At 58.8% G+C, this 22,212-nt stretch carries 18 protein-coding genes; 5 read left to right on the forward strand and 13 right to left on the reverse strand.

Annotated features, from left to right (window positions below; genetic code table 11):
• Positions 1-99 precede the first annotated feature (99 nt).
• From AOA59_RS19860 to AOA59_RS32685, 4 genes are all read right to left on the reverse strand, one after another.
• Positions 100-312, reverse strand: coding sequence for a hypothetical protein (locus AOA59_RS19860; protein WP_069787268.1), 213 nt, complete (start codon positions 310-312; stop codon positions 100-102).
• 142 nt (positions 313-454) lie between these two features.
• The gene (locus AOA59_RS19865) at positions 455-2,695 is read right to left on the reverse strand and encodes a TonB-dependent siderophore receptor (protein ID WP_099488815.1); all 2,241 of its coding nucleotides are present in this window, start codon (positions 2,693-2,695) and stop codon (positions 455-457) included.
• A gap of 126 nt (positions 2,696-2,821) precedes the next feature.
• Entirely contained in the window at positions 2,822-4,564 is a 1,743-nt protein-coding gene (locus AOA59_RS19870) for a phosphoethanolamine transferase CptA (RefSeq protein WP_099488816.1), read from the reverse strand.
• A gap of 152 nt (positions 4,565-4,716) precedes the next feature.
• The gene (locus AOA59_RS32685) at positions 4,717-4,893 is read right to left on the reverse strand and encodes a DUF6026 family protein (RefSeq protein WP_256122271.1); all 177 of its coding nucleotides are present in this window, start codon (positions 4,891-4,893) and stop codon (positions 4,717-4,719) included.
• Positions 4,894-5,163: 270 nt separating this feature from the next.
• Here AOA59_RS32685 and gnd point away from each other — a divergent pair, with 270 nt between their 5' ends.
• The 3 genes from gnd to AOA59_RS19885 are packed head-to-tail and all read left to right on the forward strand — an operon-like array spanning position 5,164 to position 8,488.
• On the forward strand, positions 5,164-6,147 hold the full coding sequence (gnd, locus tag AOA59_RS19875; RefSeq protein WP_017138121.1) for a phosphogluconate dehydrogenase (NAD(+)-dependent, decarboxylating): 984 nt from the start codon (positions 5,164-5,166) through the stop codon (positions 6,145-6,147).
• The gene (gene zwf / locus AOA59_RS19880) at positions 6,144-7,667 is read left to right on the forward strand and encodes a glucose-6-phosphate dehydrogenase (protein ID WP_056860297.1); all 1,524 of its coding nucleotides are present in this window, start codon (positions 6,144-6,146) and stop codon (positions 7,665-7,667) included. Before gnd ends, zwf begins: the two co-directional genes overlap by 4 nt.
• The gene (locus AOA59_RS19885) at positions 7,664-8,488 is read left to right on the forward strand and encodes a Cof-type HAD-IIB family hydrolase (protein ID WP_099488817.1); all 825 of its coding nucleotides are present in this window, start codon (positions 7,664-7,666) and stop codon (positions 8,486-8,488) included. The genes zwf and AOA59_RS19885 overlap by 4 nt, the downstream gene beginning before the upstream one ends.
• Positions 8,489-8,555: 67 nt before the next feature.
• Here AOA59_RS19885 and AOA59_RS19890 read toward each other — a convergent pair whose 3' ends face one another.
• Entirely contained in the window at positions 8,556-8,816 is a 261-nt protein-coding gene (locus AOA59_RS19890) for a hypothetical protein (protein WP_056860295.1), read from the reverse strand.
• A gap of 344 nt (positions 8,817-9,160) precedes the next feature.
• Between AOA59_RS19890 and AOA59_RS19895 the strand changes: the two genes are divergently transcribed.
• Complete coding sequence (locus AOA59_RS19895) at positions 9,161-10,486, forward strand: sigma-54 dependent transcriptional regulator (RefSeq protein ID WP_065931272.1); 1,326 nt, start codon at positions 9,161-9,163, stop codon at positions 10,484-10,486.
• A gap of 106 nt (positions 10,487-10,592) precedes the next feature.
• Here the strand turns inward: AOA59_RS19895 and AOA59_RS19900 are convergent, their stop codons facing one another.
• The 7 genes from AOA59_RS19900 to AOA59_RS19930 all read right to left on the reverse strand — a co-directional run bounded on the left by AOA59_RS19900 (position 10,593) and on the right by AOA59_RS19930 (position 16,545).
• A complete protein-coding gene (locus tag AOA59_RS19900) occupies positions 10,593-11,891 on the reverse strand; it encodes a transporter (RefSeq protein WP_099488818.1) in 1,299 nt (432 codons plus the stop codon).
• A gap of 49 nt (positions 11,892-11,940) precedes the next feature.
• Positions 11,941-12,690, reverse strand: coding sequence for a hypothetical protein (locus tag AOA59_RS19905; protein ID WP_099488819.1), 750 nt, complete (start codon positions 12,688-12,690; stop codon positions 11,941-11,943).
• Positions 12,691-12,727: 37 nt separating this feature from the next.
• Positions 12,728-13,405, reverse strand: a complete 678-nt coding sequence (locus tag AOA59_RS19910) for a C39 family peptidase (RefSeq protein ID WP_099488820.1) — start codon at positions 13,403-13,405, stop codon at positions 12,728-12,730.
• 62 nt (positions 13,406-13,467) lie between these two features.
• Positions 13,468-14,151: a heme utilization protein gene (locus tag AOA59_RS19915; RefSeq protein ID WP_065931268.1), complete on the reverse strand. Its 684-nt coding sequence runs from the start codon at positions 14,149-14,151 to the stop codon at positions 13,468-13,470.
• A gap of 67 nt (positions 14,152-14,218) precedes the next feature.
• Positions 14,219-14,779, reverse strand: a complete 561-nt coding sequence (locus AOA59_RS19920; protein WP_099488821.1) for an adhesin — start codon at positions 14,777-14,779, stop codon at positions 14,219-14,221.
• A complete protein-coding gene (locus AOA59_RS19925) occupies positions 14,776-15,234 on the reverse strand; it encodes a hypothetical protein (protein WP_099488822.1) in 459 nt (152 codons plus the stop codon). Before AOA59_RS19925 ends, AOA59_RS19920 begins: the two co-directional genes overlap by 4 nt.
• 315 nt (positions 15,235-15,549) lie before the next feature.
• Positions 15,550-16,545, reverse strand: coding sequence for a FecR family protein (locus AOA59_RS19930; protein WP_099488823.1), 996 nt, complete (start codon positions 16,543-16,545; stop codon positions 15,550-15,552).
• A 152-nt stretch (positions 16,546-16,697) separates the two neighbouring features.
• Here AOA59_RS19930 and AOA59_RS19935 point away from each other — a divergent pair, with 152 nt between their 5' ends.
• Complete coding sequence (locus tag AOA59_RS19935; RefSeq protein WP_099488824.1) at positions 16,698-16,967, forward strand: PepSY domain-containing protein; 270 nt, start codon at positions 16,698-16,700, stop codon at positions 16,965-16,967.
• 19 nt (positions 16,968-16,986) lie between these two features.
• On the opposite strand, the gene AOA59_RS19940 is transcribed toward AOA59_RS19935, so the two are convergent.
• Positions 16,987-22,131 carry a dermonecrotic toxin domain-containing protein gene (locus AOA59_RS19940; RefSeq protein WP_099488825.1) on the reverse strand — a complete coding sequence of 1,715 codons (5,145 nt, stop codon included), beginning with the start codon at positions 22,129-22,131 and terminating at the stop codon, positions 16,987-16,989.
• Between the last annotated feature and the right edge of the window lie 81 nt (positions 22,132-22,212).

The raw sequence follows: 22,212 nt of genomic DNA on the forward strand, positions 1-22,212 counted from the left end.
ATCGGCGGCATAAAAAAAGGCGCCATTAACTGGCGCCAAATTAACCTTTGCCAAAGGAGCGGATTGGCACAGGGGCATGCGGATTAACTAAAGATTAAATCAGCTGTTAGGTTGTTGCTCCGCGCGGGACTGTTCGGTCTTAACACTCTTGCCGTCGGCCAGTGCGGTGTTATCCGTGGTGCCGTGAATTTGCTGCTGGGTGAAGGCGAAGTTGTTATAAAACTCCTTGGAGCGCTCTGAGCCGCCCTCTGCGAAGGCCGCTACGGAGGTCAGGCTCATCAGGCCGGCAAGCATCAAGGTCGAAAGTTTCATGGCAGTATTCCCATTAAGAGTGATTGGTGTCTGATCGCTCCGTGATCCGATTCATGGCGCGACTATGCCGCCATCTTATTAAGTGGGAATTAACATGGAACTGCCCCGAAGTTAACGTTTTTGTTAACTTCGGGGTTGCAGTTTATAGCTGCCAATCCAGTGCCAGTGTGATGGAGCGTGGGTCTCCCCAATACACACCATTATAAAAGCCGACGCGCTCGTAATATTTTTTATCAAATAGATTGTTGACGTTAACTGACGCGGAAACATGCTCGTCGAATTGATAGCGCGACATCAGGTTGACCACGGTGTAGGCCTGCTGGGTGATCCTGGCTCGTGTGGTGATCAGGTTGCCGTTGTCGTCCCGGGCGCCCGTCGGCCGATTGCTGAGGCCGTAGAAATCGCTCTGCCAGTTCACCGCACCACCCACGGTAAGGTTGCGCCATTCGCCTGGCAGCCGGTAGGCGCTGGAGACTTTCAGCAGGTTGAGGGGCTGTTCGGTATTGTTGCGTTTGCCCGTGCCGTACGTTGAGTGGGTGTAGGTGTAGCCGGCTGTCACATTCCAATCGGGCATGATTTCACCGGCGGCCTCCAGTTCGAAGCCCTTGACCTTGTTACCTTTTCCACCGGTTTTGTAGTACTCCTCACCCGTGACTGGATTGGGTGGCACCGAGTCGTCCAGCTCTGCGACATTGTCCTGACTGCTCCAGAAATACGCCGCCGCCAGGTTCAAGCGTTCGTCCAGCACGCTGCCTTTGAGTCCCACCTCATAGTTGCTGCCCACCACAGGCTCGAGGTATTTCTTGTTGGCATCCCGGTTGCTTTGTGGCTTGAATATATCCGTGTAGCTGGCGTAGACCGTGTAGTGCGGCGTCAGGTCATAAAGCAGCCCGGCGTAGGGGGTCCACATATCATTGTGGGTCTGGCGGGTTTTGTTGGCAGCAGTCAGTTGATCATTGGCGTTGTAGGCCGGTTCTGCGCTTTCCAGCGACCAGCTGCCGTAGCGGCTGCCGAGCACGGCGTGCAAACGATCTGTCAGGCTCAGGCGCGTGGCCAGGTAGCCAGCTTTCTGTTCCTTACTGCTGTGCTCACCCTTGAGGCCCGTGACGGTGTCGGGAAATTTGCCGATTCCGCCCATGTATTTCCAATCTGGAATAGTTTCGTAACCCGCAGGGTTTTGGCCTCTACGCAGAAAGGGTGATACATCGCGTTGGGCGGCTTCGCCATACCCCACCATCAGCGCGTGTTCGCGGCCCAATAGCGTGTAGCTGCCGGCGAGATTGAGGTCGATGGCTTCCATGGTTGATTTGCCGAGCATATGGCTGGACCAAGAATACATGCCGCTGCGATCTTCATTCGGGAAGCCCGCACCGCCGTAGTAAACCTTGCCGTCAGTGTCGCTTTGCCGATGGGTGTAGGCTGCCTTCAAATGCCAGTCACCGGCGAACCGATGGTCCAGTGTCGCGAAGGCGGTTTTGTCCGTCAGCGGCCACGAACTCCAGTCTGCCGCCATGTTGGTTGAGCGCGAGAGACCGGCCTTGCCGCCCTGGCTGTTCCAGTAGGGCACAGTGCCCCAGGAGGTGCCTTGCACATGCTTGTCTTGGTAATCAAACCCTACAGCCAGCACGGTATCGTCTGAAAGGTCGCCTTCCAGAATGCCGTAGCCCACCGACCGCTGCAGCCCGTAGTTGTCTCGGAACGATTTGCTGTCGCGGTAAGCCAGTACGGTGCGTCCGCGCAATCGCCCGTCAAATGCCAGCGGCCCGCCGACATCCACGTAGCTGTAATAGTTGTCATGGCTGCCGCCACTCACGCCGGTTCGCGCCTGCCATTGGGCGGCGGGGCGCTTGCGCACCATATTGACGGTGGCCGAAGGGTCGCCTGCACCCGTGGTCAACCCCGTGGCGCCGCGTACCACTTCAATGTGGTCGTAAATGATGGTGTCCGAATCCGACTTCATGTAGCCGAAGGTATTGAGCATCCCGTCAATCTGGTAGTTATTGATGCCGTAGCCACGGGCGGAATAGTAGACACGGTCGGAGTCATAATGCTGGACGTTGACACCTGTGGTCTGGCGCAGCACTTCGGTGAGGGTATTGAGGTTGAAGTCATCCATCTGCTGACGGGTAATCACCGAAACCGACTGCGGGGTTTCCTTGATGGACAGGTTCAGCTTGGTGGCCGTGTTCATCGAGCCGGTGGTGTAGGCACCGGTGTGTTCGGTGGTCGCGCCCAGGCCTTCGGCGGTGATGCTGGTGGCACCCAGCTCAAGGGCGCGTGGCGGGGCACGCTCGGGGTCGGTTTCAGCCAGCAGGTCCGGGCTCAGCGCGACGCTGAACAGGCCAATGGTTAGAGTCATGGAACGGGTAAAGGGCGCGAACATCGCAGCAGACTCCTTGTCGTCTTTGCGGCCTTCCAAAAGGGAAGGCCATGGCTCAAAGACGAAAGGAGGCGCGGGACTTTAGGCTTAAACGAGAATGATTGTTATCTTTCTGTTACAAGGCTCAGTCTATTTGGCAACCACTTCGGCGGTGTCCGACTTCTTCGGTTTGATCAGGCTGAAATCAATCAAACCCTTTTTCTGGCCGATGTAAGGGTCACCAATCAGTAACGGGCGCGGCTTGAAGCTGTCGTTGACCAGGCTCTTGCTGCGGTCCCATTCATCGAAGCTCAGCCCGGCCAGGTCGGCCCAGGTGTGGATCAACTGCGAACTGCTGTAAGGCCGTTGCAGGTCGCCGGCAAAGCTCCAGTCGTGGGTTTGACGCCACTTCGGCGAGGCGTAGGCCATGAACGGGATGGTGTACATCGGCGCCGTCGGCTTGCCTTCGTTACGGCCCAAGGTACTGTGGCCGGCCGAGTCGAACACATCTTCGCCGTGGTCCGAGAGGTACAGCAAAAAGCCGTTCGGGTCGGTCTTGGCGTAATCCTTGATCAGGCTCGACACCACGAAATCGTTGTACAGCACCGCATTGTCGTAGCTGTTGTAGGTCGGCAACTGATCATCGCTGATGCCGGCCGGTACGCCCTGGCGATCGGTGAACTTGTCGAAGGTCGGCGGGTAACGGTACTGGTAGCTCATGTGAGTGCCCAGCAGGTGCACCACGATGAACTTGCGCTCGGCGGGCTCGGCCAGGGCCTTGGCGAACGGCGCCAGCACATCACCGTCGTATTGGCGGGCGTTCTGGTTGCGGGTGTTGTTGAGGTACACCTGCTCGTCAGCCTGCTCGGAAAAGGTCGTGAGCATGGTGTTGCGCTTGGTCATGGTCTGCTGGTTGGTGATCCAGTAGGTCTTGTAGCCGGCCTGTTTCATCACGCTGACGATCGACGGCGTCTTCAAGTACAAGTCCGGGTTTTCTTCGTCGGCAAACGTCAGCACCTGTTGCAGCGCTTCGATGGTGTAGGGGCGCGGGGTGATGACGTTGTCGAACACCGCCAACTGGTCGCGCAGCTTGTCCAGTTCCGGCGTGGTGTTACGCGGGTAGCCGTAGAGGCTCATGCGCTGACGGTTGGTGGATTCGCCGATCACCAGCACCAGGGTCGACGGCTGGTCGACCATGGTGTCCTTGAGGTTCTTCAAGGGCGGAATTTTGCTGGCGCTGGTGAGCATGCCCTGCATGCTGTTGAGCTGTTCGGTGTAGCGGCGGTAGGCAACGATCATCTGCCATGGCACGGCCGGTTCGACGCGGCTTTCGAAGCCGTCGATGGCCAGTTCCATGGTCGGGTTGGTCGCAATCTGCTTGACCAGCGGGTAACCGACCACCGCCAGCACAATCGCGGTGGCTGCCAGCAGCGCCTGGCCACGCGGCAGGTAAACCGGGCGCAGGCGGGTCCACAGGAAAATGGCCGCGGCGGTATGGGCGATGAACGCCAACACGATCCACCACGCGAAGTACTGGGTCGCGTATTCGCCCGCTTCAGAGATGTTCGACTCGAACATAATGAAGATGACGCTTTGTGAAAATTCCTGCTGGTAGATAAAGAAATAACCCAGGCTGGCCATCGAGCAGGCCCATAGCACCACGCCGATCAAGCCCGCGAGCAAGCGTGTACGCTTTGGGAACAGCAGCATCGGCGCGAGCCAGAACGCACTCAGGAAGAAGGCTTGGCGAAAGCCACTGAAACCGGAGGTGCCGGTCAGTTGGATCAGGAGTTGGGTAATACCCGAGAAATACCAGAAAAACAGGAACAACCAGCCAAGACCGGCCCAATCAAAGCCTTTCGCAGACTTGGTGCTGCGTTTGAACATCGCCATCCAGTACTCCAACCCGATAATTGCTCAGTCGCTGCGCAGGAATGCACGCGACAGTGGGCCGCCGCGTGTGCGTGGCCCTATTCGGCGGGAGTATCGGGAGGAGGATGTGAAAACTTTGTGAGTTATTTCTGAAGGCTTCGTTCAGCTCAGGTTCAGCAAAGCGCAGGATGGGTGCCGGATGCCTGATTGACCTGTGCTTGAAGGTGTGCGCGCAGACGCAGAACCTCCTGCTGCAGTTGATCGCGTTCTTCTTTTAATTGGCGCAATTCATCGCGACGCACGCTCACGTAGAGGGTCTGTGGCGGTCGGGTCATCTGTGCTGTGCTCATTGCTTACCTCGCAAATAGCCGGTAGATCGCGGTGCCGGAACGCGTCAATCGAAGTTCTCGGCAACAGTCGGAAGCAATTCTGAATTCTTTTTTAGGTCAATGGAACTTTTTTATTTTTGGTGGTCGCTGTGACTTTTTTGGCGGTGATGCTGAAACGATGGCATTTTTTTGTCATGAAACTACACGGATCCGCTCTGGACTAACCCTCATTAGCCTCATTGCGCTATAAACTATGTCACACATTTATTTAGTAGTTAGGAGCATCAGCACATGCAACTGGGGATTATCGGACTAGGCCGCATGGGCGGTAACATTGCGCGGCGCCTGATGCTCAATGGGCATACCACCGTTGTATACGACCGTAACGAAGCATTCGTCAAAGGCCTGAGCGAGGAGGGCGCCACCGGCGTCGCCGACCTTAAGGCCCTGGTAGCCGGCCTGCAAAAGCCGCGCGCTGTTTGGGTGATGTTGCCGGCAGGCGCGCCCACCGAAGACACCATCAATACACTCAGTGAGTTGCTCGAAGACGGTGACGTGATCATCGACGGCGGCAACACCATGTATAAAGATGACATCCGTCGTGCCAAGGCTCTGTCGGAAAAAGGCCTGCACTACGTCGACGTCGGCACCTCCGGCGGCGTCTGGGGCCTGGAGCGCGGCTACTGCATGATGATCGGCGGCGACGTCGAGACCGTGCAGCGCCTCGACCCGATTTTCGCCAGCCTGGCACCGGGCCTGGGCAGCATCCCGCGCACCAAGGACCGTTCGGCCTCTGCCGACAGCCGCGCCGAACACGGTTACATCCATGCAGGCCCAGCCGGTTCCGGGCACTTTGTGAAGATGATCCACAACGGCATCGAGTACGGGATGATGCAGGCCTTTGCTGAAGGCTTCGACATCCTCAAGACCAAAAACTCGGAGAACCTGCCGGAGCATGAGCGCTTCGATCTCAATGTTGCCGATATTGCCGAAGTCTGGCGCCGTGGCAGCGTGGTCTCGTCCTGGTTGCTGGACCTGACCGCCGACGCATTGGCCACCGACCCGAAACTGGACGGTTACTCCGGCTCCGTGGCCGACAGTGGCGAAGGCCGCTGGACCATCGAAGCCGCCATGGAGCAGGCCGTGCCGGTACCGGTGCTGTCCACCTCGTTGTTCGCCCGCTTCCGTTCCCGTCAGCAGAGCACCTACGGTGACAAAATGCTGTCTGCCATGCGCTTCGGCTTTGGTGGCCATGTGGAGACTTCCAAAAAATGACCGCTAACGGCAAGAAACCCAAGGCCGAACCCGCTCCACCCACTACCTTGTTTCTGTTTGGCGCCCATGGCGACCTGGTCAAGCGCCTGCTCATGCCGGCGCTGTACAACCTGAGTCGTGACGGGCTGCTGGGCGACGGCCTGCGTATTGTCGGCGTTGACCACAACGCCATCAGTGATGCCGATTTCGCCAAGAAACTTGAGGACTTCATCCGCACCGAGGCCGCCAGCAAAGTCCGGGGCAATGCCGAAAACGCCCTGGATCCCGAGCTGTGGGCGCAGTTGGCCAAAGGCATCAGCTACGTAGAGGGTGATTTCCTCGACGACAGCACCTACGCCGACATCGGCAAGAAGATCGCCGACAGCGGCACCGGTAACGCGGTGTTCTATCTGGCCACGGCACCGCGCTTCTTCGGTGAAGTGGCGCAGCGCCTGGGCAGTGCCGGTTTGCTTAACGAAACCGATGACGGTTTCCGTCGTGTGGTGATCGAGAAACCGTTCGGGTCGGACCTTGCCACCGCCGAAGCGCTGAACGCGTGCCTGCTCAAGGTGATGAGCGAGAAGCAGATCTATCGCATCGACCATTACCTGGGCAAGGAGACGGTGCAGAACATCCTGATCAGCCGTTTCTCCAACGTGCTGTTCGAAGCGTTCTGGAACAACCATTACATCGACCACGTGCAAATCACTGCGGCGGAAACCGTCGGTGTCGAGACGCGGGGTAATTTCTTCGAGAAAACCGGCACCCTGCGCGACATGGTCCCCAACCACCTGTTCCAGCTCCTGGCGATGGTAGCCATGGAGCCGCCGGCGGCGTTTGGCGCTGATGCGGTGCGCGGTGAAAAGGCCAAGGTCGTGGGGGCGATCCGCCCGTGGTCGTTGGAAGATGCGCGCGCCAACTCGGTACGCGGCCAGTACAGCGCCGGCGAAATCGGCGGCAAGTCGTTGCCCGGTTATCGTGAAGAAGCCAACGTTGCGCCCGACAGCAGCACCGAGACGTTTGTCGCCCTCAAGGTGATGATCGACAACTGGCGTTGGGTCGGCGTGCCGTTCTACCTGCGTACTGGCAAGCGCATGAGCATTCGCGACACCGAAATCGTGATCTGCTTCAAGCACGCGCCGTATGCGCAGTTTCGCGACACGGACGTGGATGAGCTCAAGCCTACTTACCTTAAAATCCAGATCCAGCCGAACGAAGGCATGTGGTTCGACCTGTTGGCCAAAAAGCCCGGGCCGGCCCTGGAAATGGCCAATATCGAATTGGGTTTCGACTACAAGGACTTCTTCGAAATGCAGCCGTCGACCGGGTATGAAACCCTGATCTACGACTGCATGACCGGTGACCAGACCTTGTTCCAGCGCGCCGACAACATTGAAAATGGCTGGCGTGCGGTGCAGCCGTTCCTGGATGCCTGGAAGCAGGATGACGCGATCCAGACCTACAAGGCCGGTGAAGACGGCCCGGCGGCCGCCGACGAATTGCTGGCCCGCGATGGCCGCAGCTGGCATAGCCTCGGATGAGTGATGCAGCGATTCATCCCATCCAGTTGGTGCTCAGTGATGTAGACGGGACCTTGTTGCATCCTGACCACAGTTTTAGTCAGCGCACCGCCGATACGGTCCGGGCGTTGCGTGACGCCGGGGTGTTTTTCAGCCTGGCCAGCGGGCGCCCGCCCAAAGCCATGCTGCACCTTATCGAAACGTTCGGTATTGATGTGCCGGTCGCAGGTTTTAATGGCGGTACGTTGATCAACCCGGATGGCAGCATCCTGGTTGCTCATCACCTGCCGGCAGAAGCCGCGCTGGTGGCCCTGGCGCTGTTTTCGGCCGAGCCGGACGTGGAAGTCTGGGTGTTCGCCGATGGCGATTGGCTGCGCCGTGACCCGCCTGGGCCGATGATGCAGCGCGAAGCCGATGGCCTGGGCTACGGGCCAGTGGTGGTGGAGAGTTTTGAGCCGTACCTGGACCGGGTCGACAAGATTGTCGCGGCGAGCAACAACACGCAGTTGTTGATCGAGCTGGAAGCGCAGCTGCAGCCCAAGGTGCAAGGGCTCGCACAGGTATCGCGGTCGCAGCCGGTGTACCTGGACGTCACGGCCATGCTCGCCAACAAGGGCGAGGCCTTGAAAACCCTGGCTGCGCACCTCGGCGTGCCGATGCAGCAAACGGCGGCTATCGGTGATGGCGGCAATGATCCGGCGATGTTTGCCGTGGCGGGTTTGTCGATCGCGATGGGGCAGGCGGAAGAAACCGTCAAGCGCCAAGCCAGTGTGGTCACCGGCAGCAATGTCGAGGACGGCGCAGCCGAAGCGATCGAGCGCTTTATTCTTGCGCCGCGATAAGTCGCTTAAGTTGTGATGCTCAACTTCCGATCATTGTCAGGCAATGATCGGAAGTTACTGCCGCGTCTTACTTGGGCATGGCCCACGACAACAACTGATGGCCATCTTTGTCGAGTTCGGCACGCGCCTGCAACAACAAATCTTCCAGTTGAGCCGGATCGGTATAGGTACTCGAAGACAGCTGTTTGCTGCCGATACGGGTGTTGGTACGGTCGATGACGCTCAGGCTCAGGGCGCCATTGCCATCGTGCCAGGCCACGCACTGAAAGGGCTGGAAGGCACGGTCTGCAATCAAAAGAGCTTCGTTGATGCGCAGCGGGGCGTTCATGTGGGTCTTCTCTCTAAATGCCCAGTCAGTTAAGTCCCGTCGGTTGGGCGAGCCAGACGGTGAGTTACTTGTACTGATGCACGATGGCAGGGTACGGGTCACATCTTAGAGCAAGAAATTTCAACTTTTCGTGATTGGCGTCATGTAAGCGGCTGTTTTGAAAGCGCATTGAGTGTGCGGGTGGTTGCTGATTTTTTTGTCCGCAGCGACGCCGAGGTGGCTTTGTGCCCAGACTTATAGCGAAACGATACAAAGGCTGCGTCAATAACTTGCTAGTGTGAGCGACAGGCTGCACAAACCGTTGTTTATAAATAACTTTAATAATTTGGCGCCAAGGAATAGTCATGGTTGTTACACCTGTCCAACGACGCTTGCTCGTAGTCGACCCGTGCGACGACTGCCACCAGCTATTGCCTGGGCTGCACGGTGCAGGGTGGGAAGTGGACAGCTGCGCGCTCGGCGCCGTGGGCGACAGATCGTGTGATGTGGGCTTGTTGCGCCTGCAGCCTTATCATCTGGAGCGCCCCGAGGCGGTGAAGGAGTTGATCAGCCGCAGCGGCACCGAATGGATTGCCGTGCTCAGCCAGGACGTTTTACGCCTGCAAAATGTCGGTGATTTTGTCTGCGAATGGTTTTTTGACTTCCACACGTTGCCGTTTGATGTGGCTCGCGTGCAGGTCACCCTGGGCCGTGCATTCGGCATGGCGCGTTTGCGCGGCAAAGGCCATGCGCTGATTGACGCGCAGGAACATGAACTGCTGGGCGACAGCCGGCCCATTCGTGAACTGCGTAAATTGCTCGCCAAGCTGGCCCCTACAGAGTCGCCGGTGCTGATTCGCGGCGACAGCGGCACCGGCAAAGAGCTGGTGGCCAAGACCCTGCATCGCCAATCCCAGCGTCATGCCAAGCCCTTTGTCGCGATCAACTGCGGCGCCATTCCCGAGCACCTGATCCAGTCCGAGCTGTTCGGCCATGAAAAAGGCGCGTTCACCGGCGCTCACCAGCGCAAGGTCGGGCGTATCGAGGCGGCCCACGGTGGCACGCTGTTTCTCGATGAGATCGGCGACTTGCCCATGGAACTGCAAGCCAACCTGCTGCGTTTCCTGCAGGAAAAGCAGATCGAGCGCGTCGGTGGCAGCCAGCCTATCCCGGTGGATGTGCGGGTGCTGGCGGCGACACACGTGGACCTTGAAGCGGCGGTTGAGAAGGGCACGTTTCGCGAAGACTTGTATTACCGGCTGAATGTCCTGCAGGTGATCACCGCGCCACTGCGCGAGCGGCATGGCGACGTGGCGATGTTGGCCAACCATTTCTCGCGCTTCTACAGCCAGGAAACCGGGCGCAGGCCGCGCAGCTTCAGCGAGGATGCACTGGTTGCCCTGGGCCAACACCCGTGGCCGGGCAATGTGCGCGAATTGGCGAACCGCGTGCGACGAGGCCTGGTGCTGGCAGAAGGGCGCCAAATCGAAGCCGGTGACCTGGGGTTGCAGGGGCAGCAGGCAATTGCGCCGCCAATGGCTACACTGGAAGATTACAAGCACCGCGCCGAACGCCAGGCGTTGTGCGATGTGCTCAACCGGCACAGCGATAACCTGAGTATCGCGGCCCGCGTGCTGGGCGTGTCCCGGCCGACCTTCTACCGGTTGCTGCACAAACACCAGATCCGCTAGGGCGGGTAAACCGAAAAGCCCCGCAACGACCCTTATCGTTGCGGGGCTGATCGTTCCCACGCTCCGCGTGGGAAGGCCGCCAGGAACGCTCCGCGTCCCCATACCACTAAAAGTAATACGGGAATTTCAGGCTGAACGTAAAGTCCGGCGCATCATCCGTCATCCCAATCGACAGGTTCGGCACGATCGTCAGGTTATCCGACGCCGCAATCGTCATACCCACGTTGAAATACCCGGCGTTGGCATCGCTGGACACCACCGATTGCCAGTCCTGGCCGCTCTGCTTGACCTTGCTTTTGCGTTGCACCAGATCGGACACCGAGAACGACATACTCATCTTCTCGTTGAGCGCGAAGGCCACCCCAACACCAAGCTGGAAGCTGTCACCCAGGCTGACTTTGCCAGGGATCTTCTGATTGAGGTTGGGGCTGATATCGCTGAACGAGTCTTCGAAGTTGTGGGTGTAGGAGAGCGAGCCGAACAGCACCGCCGGGTCGAAGGTCTTGACCAGGGAAATACCTGGCGTTACCGACCACACCCCGTTGCCGGTCGGCAGGCTTTCCGGCACGGCGAGGTTGTTGTTGCTGGCTTGCTCGATCAGCTTGATGCCGTAGGGTTCCTTGCCGGTGGGTGCCTTGACCCGCAGCGACACCACCGCATCCGGCAGGCTGGCGCTCTCATCGAGGAACTTGTAGGCGATGCCGAAGTTGACATCACCAATGGTCGGGTCGCGGCTGACGGAGGCTTCCGACGTATTCTTGGCATCGCCGCCGGCACCACCGGATTGGTACGTCGCTTCGCGATACACCACCGGCACGTTCAGGTCGAACTGCCAACGGTTGTCCAGGTTATAGCGGCCGGTGAGGTCCAGGGTCCAGCTGTCCGACTTGATCCGGTCCAGGTTGATATTGCCGAGGAAGATCGAGTCCAGTGCCAAAAAGCCGTTGAGGGACAATTGCCGCGCGTCGTAGCGGGCATAGGTGAGTCCGGTTTCAAAGCTGAACTTGCCATTGCCGAAAAAGCCGCTGGCTTCGTTGTACAAGTTGCTAACACTTTGGGCCGGAGCGGAATCGTCCTTCAGGTTTTGCCCGTAGGAGCTGCTACCCGCCGCACCACCGGACGCGGCGGCTGCACCGACGCCGGCCACCGCCGTACCGCCTTTTTGGAAGTCGGCAGGGGATTTGGCCAGGCGTTTGGGCGTTGGTGTTGCGGGCTGATCTTCGACTTGCCTTACACGTTGCTCCAAGACGGCCAGTGCTTTTTGCTGCACTTCATAACGTTGCTTGAGCTCCAGCAGTTCCTGTTTCAGTGTTTCGATATCGGCATCCGGCGCGGCGTACAGCACCGACGCGGGCAGGAGTGTACTCAAACAAATCACGGCACGTAACGATAAAGATCGATGCATGAAATAAGCCGTCCCTTTCTAATGCGTAAGTGTCGAGGCTCAGCGTAGTTCAATAACCGGAGGGGCGTAGGCCTTTGAGTTGATCCAGGTTGAGGTTCTGCGTGATGTTGTTCAAACCGTTGTTGCCCATGACCACATTAAGTTGGGTCATGTTGTTCACGAAGTTGCTGTTGCCTTGAATAACCGTGCCTTGCAGCACATTGCCGGCACCGATTTGCTGCACCACATTGCCTTGATTGTTATTGGCCTGGAGGGCCATTTGCAGTCCGCCGTTTTTAGCCGTGACCGTGACCTGGCCGGCGGCAGTACCACCCGTGATCGGCTGGCCGGCAATCAGTGCCTGGCCGGACTGCACGTAATTGGCAGGCGCAAGGCCGTTTTTCGTCACGTTGATATCCACGCCATTGTTGGCCGTGTTGCCATCGCCCGCCGCGCGCACACTTTGCGTCACACCCTGGCCAGTGCCGAGGCCGGCGCCGCCGACGACGGTGCCCTTGCCGTCAGGCTGTTTGATCACCCCTGTGCCATCGTTACCGGCGATTTGCACATAAAACTGTGGCGTGACGGTGGAGGCATTGACTTGCATGTTGGCGCTGCCGGTCACGGTTGCGCCGGCGGCATTGGTCCAGGTGCTGCTCATCACAATGCCAAAGCTGATAATCCGCCCGGGCATCACATAGCGCCCGCGCAACTCGGCCATTTCCGCGTCCTTGAGCTCGATCGGCTTGAATGCCGAAGAAGCATAGGCAGGTGCTGCGGCTGCCAGGCATATCACCGTCAGCCAGCGTCGAGTGTTCATCGTTTGCTCCTGGAGCGTCCTGCTCCTTATTGCGCTTCTAGAAGAAGTCGCTCTGGATAAAACCGAAGTCCATCAATTCACTGTCGCGTACCGGGCTGAACTCGTTGAACTGGTTCTTGGCCGTCAGCGGCGCGCGGGGTGTGAGCAAGGCGTTGGCCTTGTCGTAACCCTCACCAATCACCGCGAACACGATGCCGTTCCAGCCCTTGACGAAATCGTCCTTGGCATAGCGCTTGTTGCCCAGTACGGGGTCGCCGATATACACCCAGTCTTTGTCGGCCCGTTGCAGCACCACAAAGTGCTTGTAGCCGCGAATGTCCAGCAACACCACCACCGGCACTTTCACGGTGACCAGCACTTCAGGCGTAATCCGGTAGCCCTTGGCGCGCATGTGGATGCTTTCCAGGTAGCGCTTCATGTCGAGCATCGAGAAGCCTTGGGTGCGCACCAGGTCCTGGTTGGCGTTGACCAGCATGCCCTTGATCACGTGGTCTTCATCCACGTCCATCCAATAGGCTTGGCGCAGGATGGTCGCCAGCGCGGCGGCGCCGCAGCTGAAATCGGTTTTCTGTTCCACCAGGTTGGCGAATTTGCGCTCGCGGATGCTTTCGACCTTCTTGTAGACCACTGCACCGTTAGGCATGACAACGGCCATTTGCGCCGCCCAGGTTGGGCCGGTGAGTGCGAACAAGAGGAGGGCAGCTGTGAGGCGCATGATCGTATGACCTGCTGGACTCTGGAAATAAAAAGGGCCTTGTTGCCAAGGCCCGATCTGGATCAGAAGCGAGTGATTGCTACGTTGTTCTGACCCTGGTTGTTGCTGCCCGACAGAACGTTGGAGTTCGAGACCCCGGAGCTGTAGTTCATCGAGTTGTTCACGCTGGCGTTGTTGACCACCGGTTTGGTGCTGCCCCAGCCGTGGCCGCTGGCCAGGTTGAGGGTCAGGTTGCCCGACACATCCTGCACGCCAGTGACGGCAGCAGCACCGCTGTCGCCATTCCCAGAAGCAATTGCAACGCTGTTGCTGCCTTGGTTGGAGGTGCCCGATGCGGCGTTCAACTGAATCACGCCTGAAGCGTGGTTGCCGCTGTCGTTAAGGGAAGCGTTGTTTTTAGTGCCGCTGTTGGCCACAAAGTTACCGGTGTTCGATTGAGCGGTGCCGGTGGTGGCGAACACGAAATCCGCATCCCCGGAAACGATGGCAACGTCGTTTTTGCCTTGGTTGTTGTCGCCGCTCAGCACGTTGCCGTTGGCCACGCCACTGATGTTGTTGTAGGAGTCATTAGCCGAGGCGTTGTTTTTGGTTTTGTCATTGAGCACCACGTTGCCATGGTTGCTTTGACCGTCCAGTGTGGTCGCGGCAGCTGTGGTAGGCGCGTGATAACCGCCCGCTTGAGCAGCAACAGCCATGAGCGCAGCCAGAGCAAAAGCCAGTGGTTTAAGAGCCATTGAAGTTTTCATGGTGTATCTCCTTGCTTCTAATTAGTTGGTTAAGTGTTGGTACGGTCTAGCTATGGACTCAGCTCCATCAGTTGAGTCGTAAGTTCAGGGTGTTAGCCACTCGGTTCCCCACCCCGGCGCTCTGGTTGACCTGAACCACTCCACGGCTGCCGGTGAAGGCCTGGTCGCTGGTAACGACCTGGCGGCTGCCAGTGGTAGGGGTCAACCCTGAGTCGGTTGCAAGCGCAACGTTCTGTTGCGACATGACGCTGTCGTCGATGCTTTGCGGGCCAGCATTCACGCTGATGCGCACGGCATTGATCATCTGGTTCTGGGCCCCGGCGGACTGGTTGACACTCAGTGCACCGTTGCCATTACTGAAGGAGTTGCCCTGGATCGCCGCGTTGGCGTTCAGGGAGCGGTCGGCGGGCGCGCCGCTGATTTTTTGCGTGACGGCGATGTTTGCCTGGGCGTTGTGGCCCACTGCGATGGCAACGTTGTTGCTCAGTTGTTGCTGGTCACCGGCGGCCTGGTTGATCGTCACTACACCGTTGTACTGCTGGCCCGAGTTCTCAAGGGTTGCGTTGTTGCTGTCGGCCATCGCCGCGGTGCAACCGAACGCTGCAAGCAACATCCAGGAGTGGTTCATTTCATTGCCCCCCCGACCATGCCGCTGATGTTGTTCAGCGGCGCGAGGCCGCTGGAGATCGCGCCGTTGACCGTGCCGGCGATGCTGCTGCCGCTGCTGCCGTGGCCGGCTGCACCCGCTGCGCCGAGGTTGCTGGCGCCACCGATAGTGTTCAGGCCGGTAATGTCGCCATTGGGCATGATGCTGCGAGTGATGCTGGAGCCGCTGCTGATACCGGCGATGTCGTTATCGCTGAGCTCATGGTTCATGGCGCGATTGACTTGAACCGACGGGTTGGCATTGACGGTGTTGGGGTAGGGGTCCTGGCCGCGTGAGCGACCGATTGAATAAGGTTGAACCTGGCGTTCAACCACGATCACGCCATCACCCGCCGCGAGCACCGGAACGCTCACGCTGGCACTCAGTGCACAGCCGATCAGCAGGAGGCTCAGTGAGCCTGGATTGTGTGTGTCCATGGCAGTGTTCCTTATTCTTCACGCTGACCCTAAACAGCGTTGTCAGGAACAGAGCAGAACGCGTGCCGCTTTTTATTTATTGTTTGTATTCAGAGGGTTGAAGTTAAATCGAGGCAACGTGCTGGCGATACTGTTTCATGGTTGAAACAGTGCCGCCATCAAGGGACATGCCCGGCCCCGCCTCAAGGCTGTCTCAGCGATGAAACACTGCGCATGACAAACTCATGAATGCGCACCCGGCGGGCGATTCAGGCGAGGGCGGTGTTTCAAAAATGGACACATTGAGCGCGAGCGAACCTGCTGTTGCAGGCAGGCTCAGCCCTTGGGCGTTTTACGCGGGATGGAATTGAGTACCGGGTTGCCGTCCTGGTTCTGGGTCAGGTAGACCGGCAGCACCTTGGGCAGGGAAGGCACGAGGTTGTTGACCTCGTTGATGTTGTAGATGCCGCCGATGCGAATCGCGCCGGTGCTGGCATCTGCCAGCATCACCGGTTTGCTCAGGTAGCGGTTGATCAGCGGCAACGCGTCGGTCAATGCCAGGTTGTCGAGTACCAGTTTGCCCTGGCGCCAGGCCAGGGCCGAGTCATTGGGGTTAATCGCAGCGACTCGCGGGGTGGCGTCGCCCAGGTTGTAACTGGCCTGCATGCCTGGGGTCAGGGGCACGCTGGCGTGCTCCTTGTCGCTGGAAATCTGCACCGAGCCTTCCAGCAACATCACCCGCACCTGGTCTTCGTATTTCCAGACGTTGAACTGAGTGCCGGTGACCCGAACCTGGCCTTCGCCCGCCTTGACGATAAACGGGTGAAGGCTGTCATGGCTGACCTTGAAAAACGCTTCGCCCTTGTTCAAAGTCACGCGGCGCTGGTTCTTGTAACGGCTGTAGACCAGTTCGGTGCCCAGGTTCAATTCAACCTGGCTGCCGTCGCCGAGGGTGACCTTGCGCAAGCCAGTGCCGGCTTCGAAATGCTCATAGGCGCTGGGCAACCAGCCCGCTTCCCAGCCGGTAAAGACGGCCAGCGGCAGGGCGGCGAGGCATATCGCGGCGGCCACCGCGTAAGTGCGCAAGCGGCTGCGCGGTTTGAACGGCAGCACCACCGCAGCAGGCTCACTGCGCGGCAGGTGGTCGGCCACGTCCCAGATTTCCAGCATGGCCGCATACTCAAAGGCATGCAGCGGATGGGCGTCGTGCCATTGTTCAAAAGCCCGACGTTCGCCCGCCGTGCAATCACTGGCGTGCAGGCGCATGCACCAATGCGCGGCGGCATCGGTGATCGCGTCATATTCGTCTTCTGAAAGGGGCTGTTGAGTCATTAAACCGTCCTGATTTCCAACATTCTAACCTCCCGAGGCGGATGACGAGAACAGCCGTCATGGCGATTGCACATCAATTGGAACTTATTCTCGTTTGAAAACATCAGAAACCACAGGACACGAGTCCGTCATTCCCACAATGGAGAACGAATATGTTGAAGAAAACCTTAGCCGCCCTGTGTGCAACCACCGCGCTGCTCAGCGCCGGCGCCGCCCTGGCCGACAAGCCGGGCGCGGGCTGGATCACCGTCGAAAAGGCCATTGAAACCGCCAAGACCAAGGCCGGCTATGTCGAGGTCTACAGCGCCGAAGCCGATGACAATGGTTACTGGGAAGTCAAAGGGCGCAAGTCCGATGGCATCGTGTATGAAGCGCGTATCGATGGCGCTTCCGGCAACGTTTTGCGCGATCAGAAAGACTGATGCGCCTGACGGGGGCTGCTCAAGCCCCCGTATCCAAAACACGGCCCAACTGCGTAATCAAGTAAGTCACCGAGTCGGCATTGGCCAAAATCGTATCAATGCGTTTGTCGGCGTTACTCATGAAGACGTCGCGGGCATCCTTGAGGTCCTTGGTGCCGGTGGTTTTCAGGACTTTTTGTCGCACGTGAGCCGTTGCAGTGTCAGGCCCGTAGTCTTCCCATTGCGCCGAGTAATCATCCCAGGTCTTGAACAACATCGTTGCGGGCGTCAGGGTGGAGAGCGCCGTACTTTGCAGGTCCTCCAGGGTTGTTTTGAGGATACGGGCGCCCGGTTTGGCCGCGTTGATCAGGTCATGGAAAGGCCGCATCGAATCGAGGTAGGCGATGTCCTCGGTATCGAGCTTCAAGTGGGTCAATTCGTGGATAAGGGTACTGGCTCTGGCGTGGGCCGATATGTCGAAGGGGGAGTTCAGGCGGTTCTGGTAGTTATCCATACACGGGTCGAAGAACCGGTTGAGCAGATACAGCTTGCGCTCCCTGTCTTCAGGAATGATAAAGGCGTACTGGCGCGCTGCGCCGATACGGCTGGTCCCGCTGACAAAACGTTTGGAGTCGGGACTGGTCAGGGTGGGGTCGCTTAACTCATCCAATATCAGGTCGACTATTCTCTCGATTTTGCTCACGTGACCCGGCGTCAAACGGATGACCCCGAACAGCTCACCCAAAAACCGGCCGACTCGGCTATCGGGAGCGCGCTGTTTTGCAAACTCAACGATGTTGCGCTTGCACGTGACGGTGTAATACGTCGCAACATTCAGCGCTTCGTTGATTACCTGCGCTTTCCAGCTGGACAGTGCGGCAATTTCCCTTATGCCCGTTGCCTCAATATTAATCGCCTCCCGTTCGCCGGCCCGCGTCTGCATGCGCGACATGACTTTACCAAACCGCGGGTTGTGCAGGCTGAGGTCCAGCACCCATTTGCCCTGTGTGTTACGGCCCACGTAGGCGCCCACGTGTTCATCCTTGGCCAGTCGCCAGCGATCGCGGGTTTTCTTCACTGAGTACACCTTGCCTGCCAGCGGCACATAGTCTTTCAAGGTCGTCTTGTCCGTGTAAACATGGCTGAAAGTACTGCGCTGCAAGTCCTTCAGCGCGACATCATGCTCTTCGAAAGCCTGCAAACGAGTGCGCGAGGGCGCGGTGATATCCAGGGCAGCCAGGCTCGTGGCGGCAGGCAAAGTCTCATCTGAAAGGTCAGCGTCCGGCACTTCGGTTTCGGTGGGTGGCGCGGCTTCGGTGCCCTCAAGCTCACTGCGCAACGCGGCCATTTGCGCCACGCCCTTGATAAAGTGCTTCAGACCGGCCTTCCATTGGTGCAACTGCAATTCATCGGCTGAGCGCTTGAACAGCGTGTAGCTGCGCCACACCATCAGCGGGTACGCGAGTTTTCCGGCCATGAACTGCACAGCCGTAGGGATGCCCTCGCCCAAAAGAACCCTGATTCGGTCCCAGAGTGATTTGGCGCCTTCCTCGAACTGCCCGGCCAGCATCTTGAGCAATAGCAGGGTGTTGTCATTGAACAAGAAGTGAAGGGCATTGCCGGTGACGGCGTTAAAGGCTGTGCGGATATCGACGGGGCGATGACGGTTGTCTTGCAGTAGATTGCGGTAGGTAGCTTGATGCGGCGCCTCCAGGTGCAGGATGATCCACTCCTGAAGCGCTCCCGGCCTGCCCAATTCATCCAGCAAGGCTTGCTCGTTCGTGTACTCCTTGAGGGCATGGTTGTCGCTATAAGGTGCATACATCACCAACGGGCCAGCGTTGCCGGTCGTTGGACCTATCAGGTAAACGCCCGGCACCCTGGCGGGCGTGGCGCCTTCGGTTGCAATCAATTCCAAAGGTCGAAGCGTGGCCGCTGCACTGTCCAGCTCAGCTCGGGCCAGGGCGTCGGGCATGTCAAACACCTGTTGCACGTAACTCAGCCCTTGGGCTGTCAGCCGTTCCTGCAGCCTTTGCTCATGGGCAAATTGCAACGTTTGCCAGGGCAGCTGTCGGCAAAACAAACGCCGGCGCTTGAGGCCCTCATCCGTGTTGGTGTCCAGCTGCGTTTGCAACAGCTTTTGGTAAGCCGTTTTCAGGTCCAGCTGGCGGACCATTTGCACCACGGCGCTGGCATCGAGTGCAGCTGGCAGGGCGGTGGCGGTCCGTGAGCGTAAACGGATGTTTTCGGCATCCAGATCCGGCCAATGCCGCAAGGTAAAATCGGTCAGGCTGAAGACGTGCACGTCGAGCGCCTGATGCACCGGGATCAGCACGTTATCGGGGTCCAGCGTGTGATCGGGGAAGCGCGCCTTAAGCAATTTCAGCAGTGCCGCGTGCGTGTGTGCGCGCATCGACGTGATGCCATGCAGGTAGTCTTCTGTGTCTGGGGCGCTGTTGTGATATTGCTCAAGCAGTTCTGCTTGATGGATCTGCTCCTTGGGGGGCGCCATGCCCAGCCAGACCGGCAGGGCCTGTTGATGGGCCATGGCACTCGCCACCGCCGTGGCGCGTGCCAGGTTGGTGGGGGCAGGCTGCTCCAGCGCCGTTTCAATGCAGTCTTGCAGGGGACGAGCGGCCAATGGGGTCGAAAGCAACTGATCGATACTGTGCATGACCTGGTCGTTGTAAGTTTTCAGGCGATTGTCCAGCAGGTTGTCGTCAATGCGTTGCAGGGGGCCAAGCCGATATGCCTGGTGGGGCGCGCGCAACGAAATCGGCAGGTTTTCCAGCAGGACCAGGCGTTTGATCGGGTGCTGCAGGCGCCCGGTCATCGCCTTGTGCAAGGCCTGCACCGAAGCAAATACCTCATACCCGCGCCGCGGCGTCCAGAGCACGGCCTGCCCCGAACGCTGCGGGTCGATACCACCGCGCTCAGTCAGTACAAACAGGTTGGCAAGGGGTTGGGCGGTGTCGCAGGTGCCGAGGTTCAGGGTCAAGGCGTAGGCATCCGGCAGAAAGCCGTTGAGGCCATGTCGGGTCAGGCGCACAAGGCTCTCGGTGCGTAGCAGGGTATCCACCACCGCGTGGCTGCCGGACAACAGTGTTTTCCCTAACAGCCTCAGTTCGGCTTCACTGCGCAGGCCGAGCAGCATCGAGTGCGCCTGTTTGTTGCTCATGTTGCTGAGGAACAGCCTTGGAAGCCGGCGCATCTCGTGGTTGGCAAATACCTTCAAGACCTGGTTATTGATCATATTGAAGGTACTTAAGGTCATGCTCGGCAACTTCAGGGCCACGTGTGGTTCGAGCTTCCTGTAAAACCCGGTTGTGGGGACGCGGGGAGCGGGAGGTGCTTCACCGCTCAGGCGCTCGATGAAGTGTTCAACCATGCTCACCGACCTCAATGGCGGGCGCTCTTCACGCTCCTGGGCATGCGTTGGGTAAGTGTTGATATAGACCTCTTCGGCCTTGAGCGGCAGGCGCTGTGATTGCAGCTCTGCATTCAAGGCGACAGCGACCATTGAGCGCAATGTCGGCTGGTGCTTGCGCTCGTTGGCCAGCGCATCCTCGGCGGCGCGCAAGCGCTTGAGATGTAGTTTTGCGTGTTCGGCCTGCACGGTGGAGGGCCTGTCGTTGCCGCTGATAACGAGGTGCGTCGTCCAGCGCCCGGCGGTTTCCATTGCCGCCAGGCGACTGTCGAGCATCGTGCGTATGTCCAGGGCGCAATCGAGCAGCGCGTCCAGGTTGATCTGGCCATCACTGCGCCGGTAAAGGTCCAGTGCGTGGTTCATATTGCTGATTTGCTTGGTCGCAATGTCTTCGAGCATGCCGCCGAAAACCTTGCCCGTAACGGGCAGGGCGGTGATGTTTATCTGGTCCAGGCCTGTAAACGTGTCGCGCTCGTCCAGAGACAGAAAATTGAGCAGCTCATCTTCGTGGCCGGCGGCCTTGAGCATGCTCAACAACGTATCTTTGAGCGCCTGCATGTCCTTGAGCACCTGCACCCCACGCGATTGCGTGTACAGGTAGGCGTGGCCCTCGCTGATCAACAGTGTGCTGGCCAGTTCCACGTAGTGCTGATAGGGCGCATGCAGGCGTACGGTTTCCACGCTCAGTTTCCTGGCGTGAGCATTACGGGCGTGATGGTCTGGCAGGAACAAGGCTTGAAGGGTGTGGCTTTCGTCGGCGCTGAGGATTTGCTCCTGGCGCTTGAGCAACACATCCAGGCGAAATTTATCTGCCATCACCTGGGTAAAGAGTTCCAGGCGTGAGGTTTCATTGCCGATGTCTTCGTTCCAATAGGTTTTCAGCAGGCTGTCCAGCAGTTTCGAGAGGCTACCGGAAGTTTCCTTGATCAGGGTTTCCCAATACTGCTGATCTTGTTCGCGTTCTGCCGAGGTGAAGGTACTGGTGATGTGTTTCGGATTGAAATACTCACGGGTCTGGTCCTTGGGCCAGGCATGTTTCACATAAAACTGCAGCAACGCCTCGCTCAGCGGCAGGGAATTGGCCCAGCGTCGCTGACCGCCCGCCGGGTCCTGGATAAAAAAATTCACCCGTGTATCGCGTTGATCCAGGTTGGGGAAATACGAGCGCGCCATGATGCCGAGCAGCGTGTCGAGCATGCCGTACAACGTCGGGGTCTTTTGCAGGTGCTCGAGTACGGTGCGCACGTTATCCAGCTGGCAGGCCTCAAGGGCTTGCTCCTGGTCTTGCATGACGGCGCCTTCGACAACCGTGGTGGTCAGCGTTATCGGCGTGCCGGCGGGCAAGGCGTTGCGCTGCGCAACCGACAGAAAGCTCATCAAATCGACACGCTGCACCGTATTCGCCAATTGCTCGGCGACATCGACAAGCAGGCTGGCAGGGTCGTCAAACACCTGAATACCGCCATAAGGCGTGTAAAGCAGTGCTTTGCCGGCGTCCGGGGTGGGGCTCATCACAAAGGCGCCGGCCAGTGGAAAGGGCGCCTGGCCCGGCACATTGATCATTAGCCTTTCGACACTCATGGGGTAGGTTTGCCGTTCGGGGTCCTTACGCGCGGCATCGTTGGCCTGATACACCGTATGCAGCCAATCAAGGTCTTTGACGGTCAGCCCCAGCGCACGCTCGCGTGCGCTCGGCGAGTTTCTTTTAATCGGCAGTAAAAATTCGTCAAAAAAATACGCCGGGGTAACGCCGGTCATGGGCTTGCTCCAAAGGGCAGGGGAATGACAGGCTAAGGCCATATGAGCGGCGGGCGGGGGTAACTATTGAGGCCCGTCGCA

The sequence above is a fragment of the Pseudomonas sp. 2822-15 genome (genome assembly GCF_002742515.1).
Classification (GTDB): Bacteria; Pseudomonadota; Gammaproteobacteria; order Pseudomonadales; family Pseudomonadaceae; genus Aquipseudomonas; species Aquipseudomonas salomonii.

What these genes read in the sequence shown, in the direction of transcription:
- AOA59_RS19860 (WP_069787268.1), bottom strand. Translation starts at nt 312, where the DNA reads ATGAAACTTTCGACCTTGATGCTTGCCGGCCTGATGAGCCTGACCTCC.
- AOA59_RS19865 (WP_099488815.1), bottom strand. Translation starts at nt 2,695, where the DNA reads ATGTTCGCGCCCTTTACCCGTTCCATGACTCTAACCATTGGCCTGTTC.
- AOA59_RS19870 (WP_099488816.1), bottom strand. Translation starts at nt 4,564, where the DNA reads ATGGCGATGTTCAAACGCAGCACCAAGTCTGCGAAAGGCTTTGATTGG.
- AOA59_RS32685 (WP_256122271.1), bottom strand. Translation starts at nt 4,893, where the DNA reads ATGAGCACAGCACAGATGACCCGACCGCCACAGACCCTCTACGTGAGC.
- gnd (WP_017138121.1), top strand. Translation starts at nt 5,164, where the DNA reads ATGCAACTGGGGATTATCGGACTAGGCCGCATGGGCGGTAACATTGCG.
- zwf (WP_056860297.1), top strand. Translation starts at nt 6,144, where the DNA reads ATGACCGCTAACGGCAAGAAACCCAAGGCCGAACCCGCTCCACCCACT.
- AOA59_RS19885 (WP_099488817.1), top strand. Translation starts at nt 7,664, where the DNA reads ATGAGTGATGCAGCGATTCATCCCATCCAGTTGGTGCTCAGTGATGTA.
- AOA59_RS19890 (WP_056860295.1), bottom strand. Translation starts at nt 8,816, where the DNA reads ATGAACGCCCCGCTGCGCATCAACGAAGCTCTTTTGATTGCAGACCGT.
- AOA59_RS19895 (WP_065931272.1), top strand. Translation starts at nt 9,161, where the DNA reads ATGGTTGTTACACCTGTCCAACGACGCTTGCTCGTAGTCGACCCGTGC.
- AOA59_RS19900 (WP_099488818.1), bottom strand. Translation starts at nt 11,891, where the DNA reads ATGCATCGATCTTTATCGTTACGTGCCGTGATTTGTTTGAGTACACTC.
- AOA59_RS19905 (WP_099488819.1), bottom strand. Translation starts at nt 12,690, where the DNA reads ATGAACACTCGACGCTGGCTGACGGTGATATGCCTGGCAGCCGCAGCA.
- AOA59_RS19910 (WP_099488820.1), bottom strand. Translation starts at nt 13,405, where the DNA reads ATGCGCCTCACAGCTGCCCTCCTCTTGTTCGCACTCACCGGCCCAACC.
- AOA59_RS19915 (WP_065931268.1), bottom strand. Translation starts at nt 14,151, where the DNA reads ATGAAAACTTCAATGGCTCTTAAACCACTGGCTTTTGCTCTGGCTGCG.
- AOA59_RS19920 (WP_099488821.1), bottom strand. Translation starts at nt 14,779, where the DNA reads ATGAACCACTCCTGGATGTTGCTTGCAGCGTTCGGTTGCACCGCGGCG.
- AOA59_RS19925 (WP_099488822.1), bottom strand. Translation starts at nt 15,234, where the DNA reads ATGGACACACACAATCCAGGCTCACTGAGCCTCCTGCTGATCGGCTGT.
- AOA59_RS19930 (WP_099488823.1), bottom strand. Translation starts at nt 16,545, where the DNA reads ATGACTCAACAGCCCCTTTCAGAAGACGAATATGACGCGATCACCGAT.
- AOA59_RS19935 (WP_099488824.1), top strand. Translation starts at nt 16,698, where the DNA reads ATGTTGAAGAAAACCTTAGCCGCCCTGTGTGCAACCACCGCGCTGCTC.
- AOA59_RS19940 (WP_099488825.1), bottom strand. Translation starts at nt 22,131, where the DNA reads ATGACCGGCGTTACCCCGGCGTATTTTTTTGACGAATTTTTACTGCCG.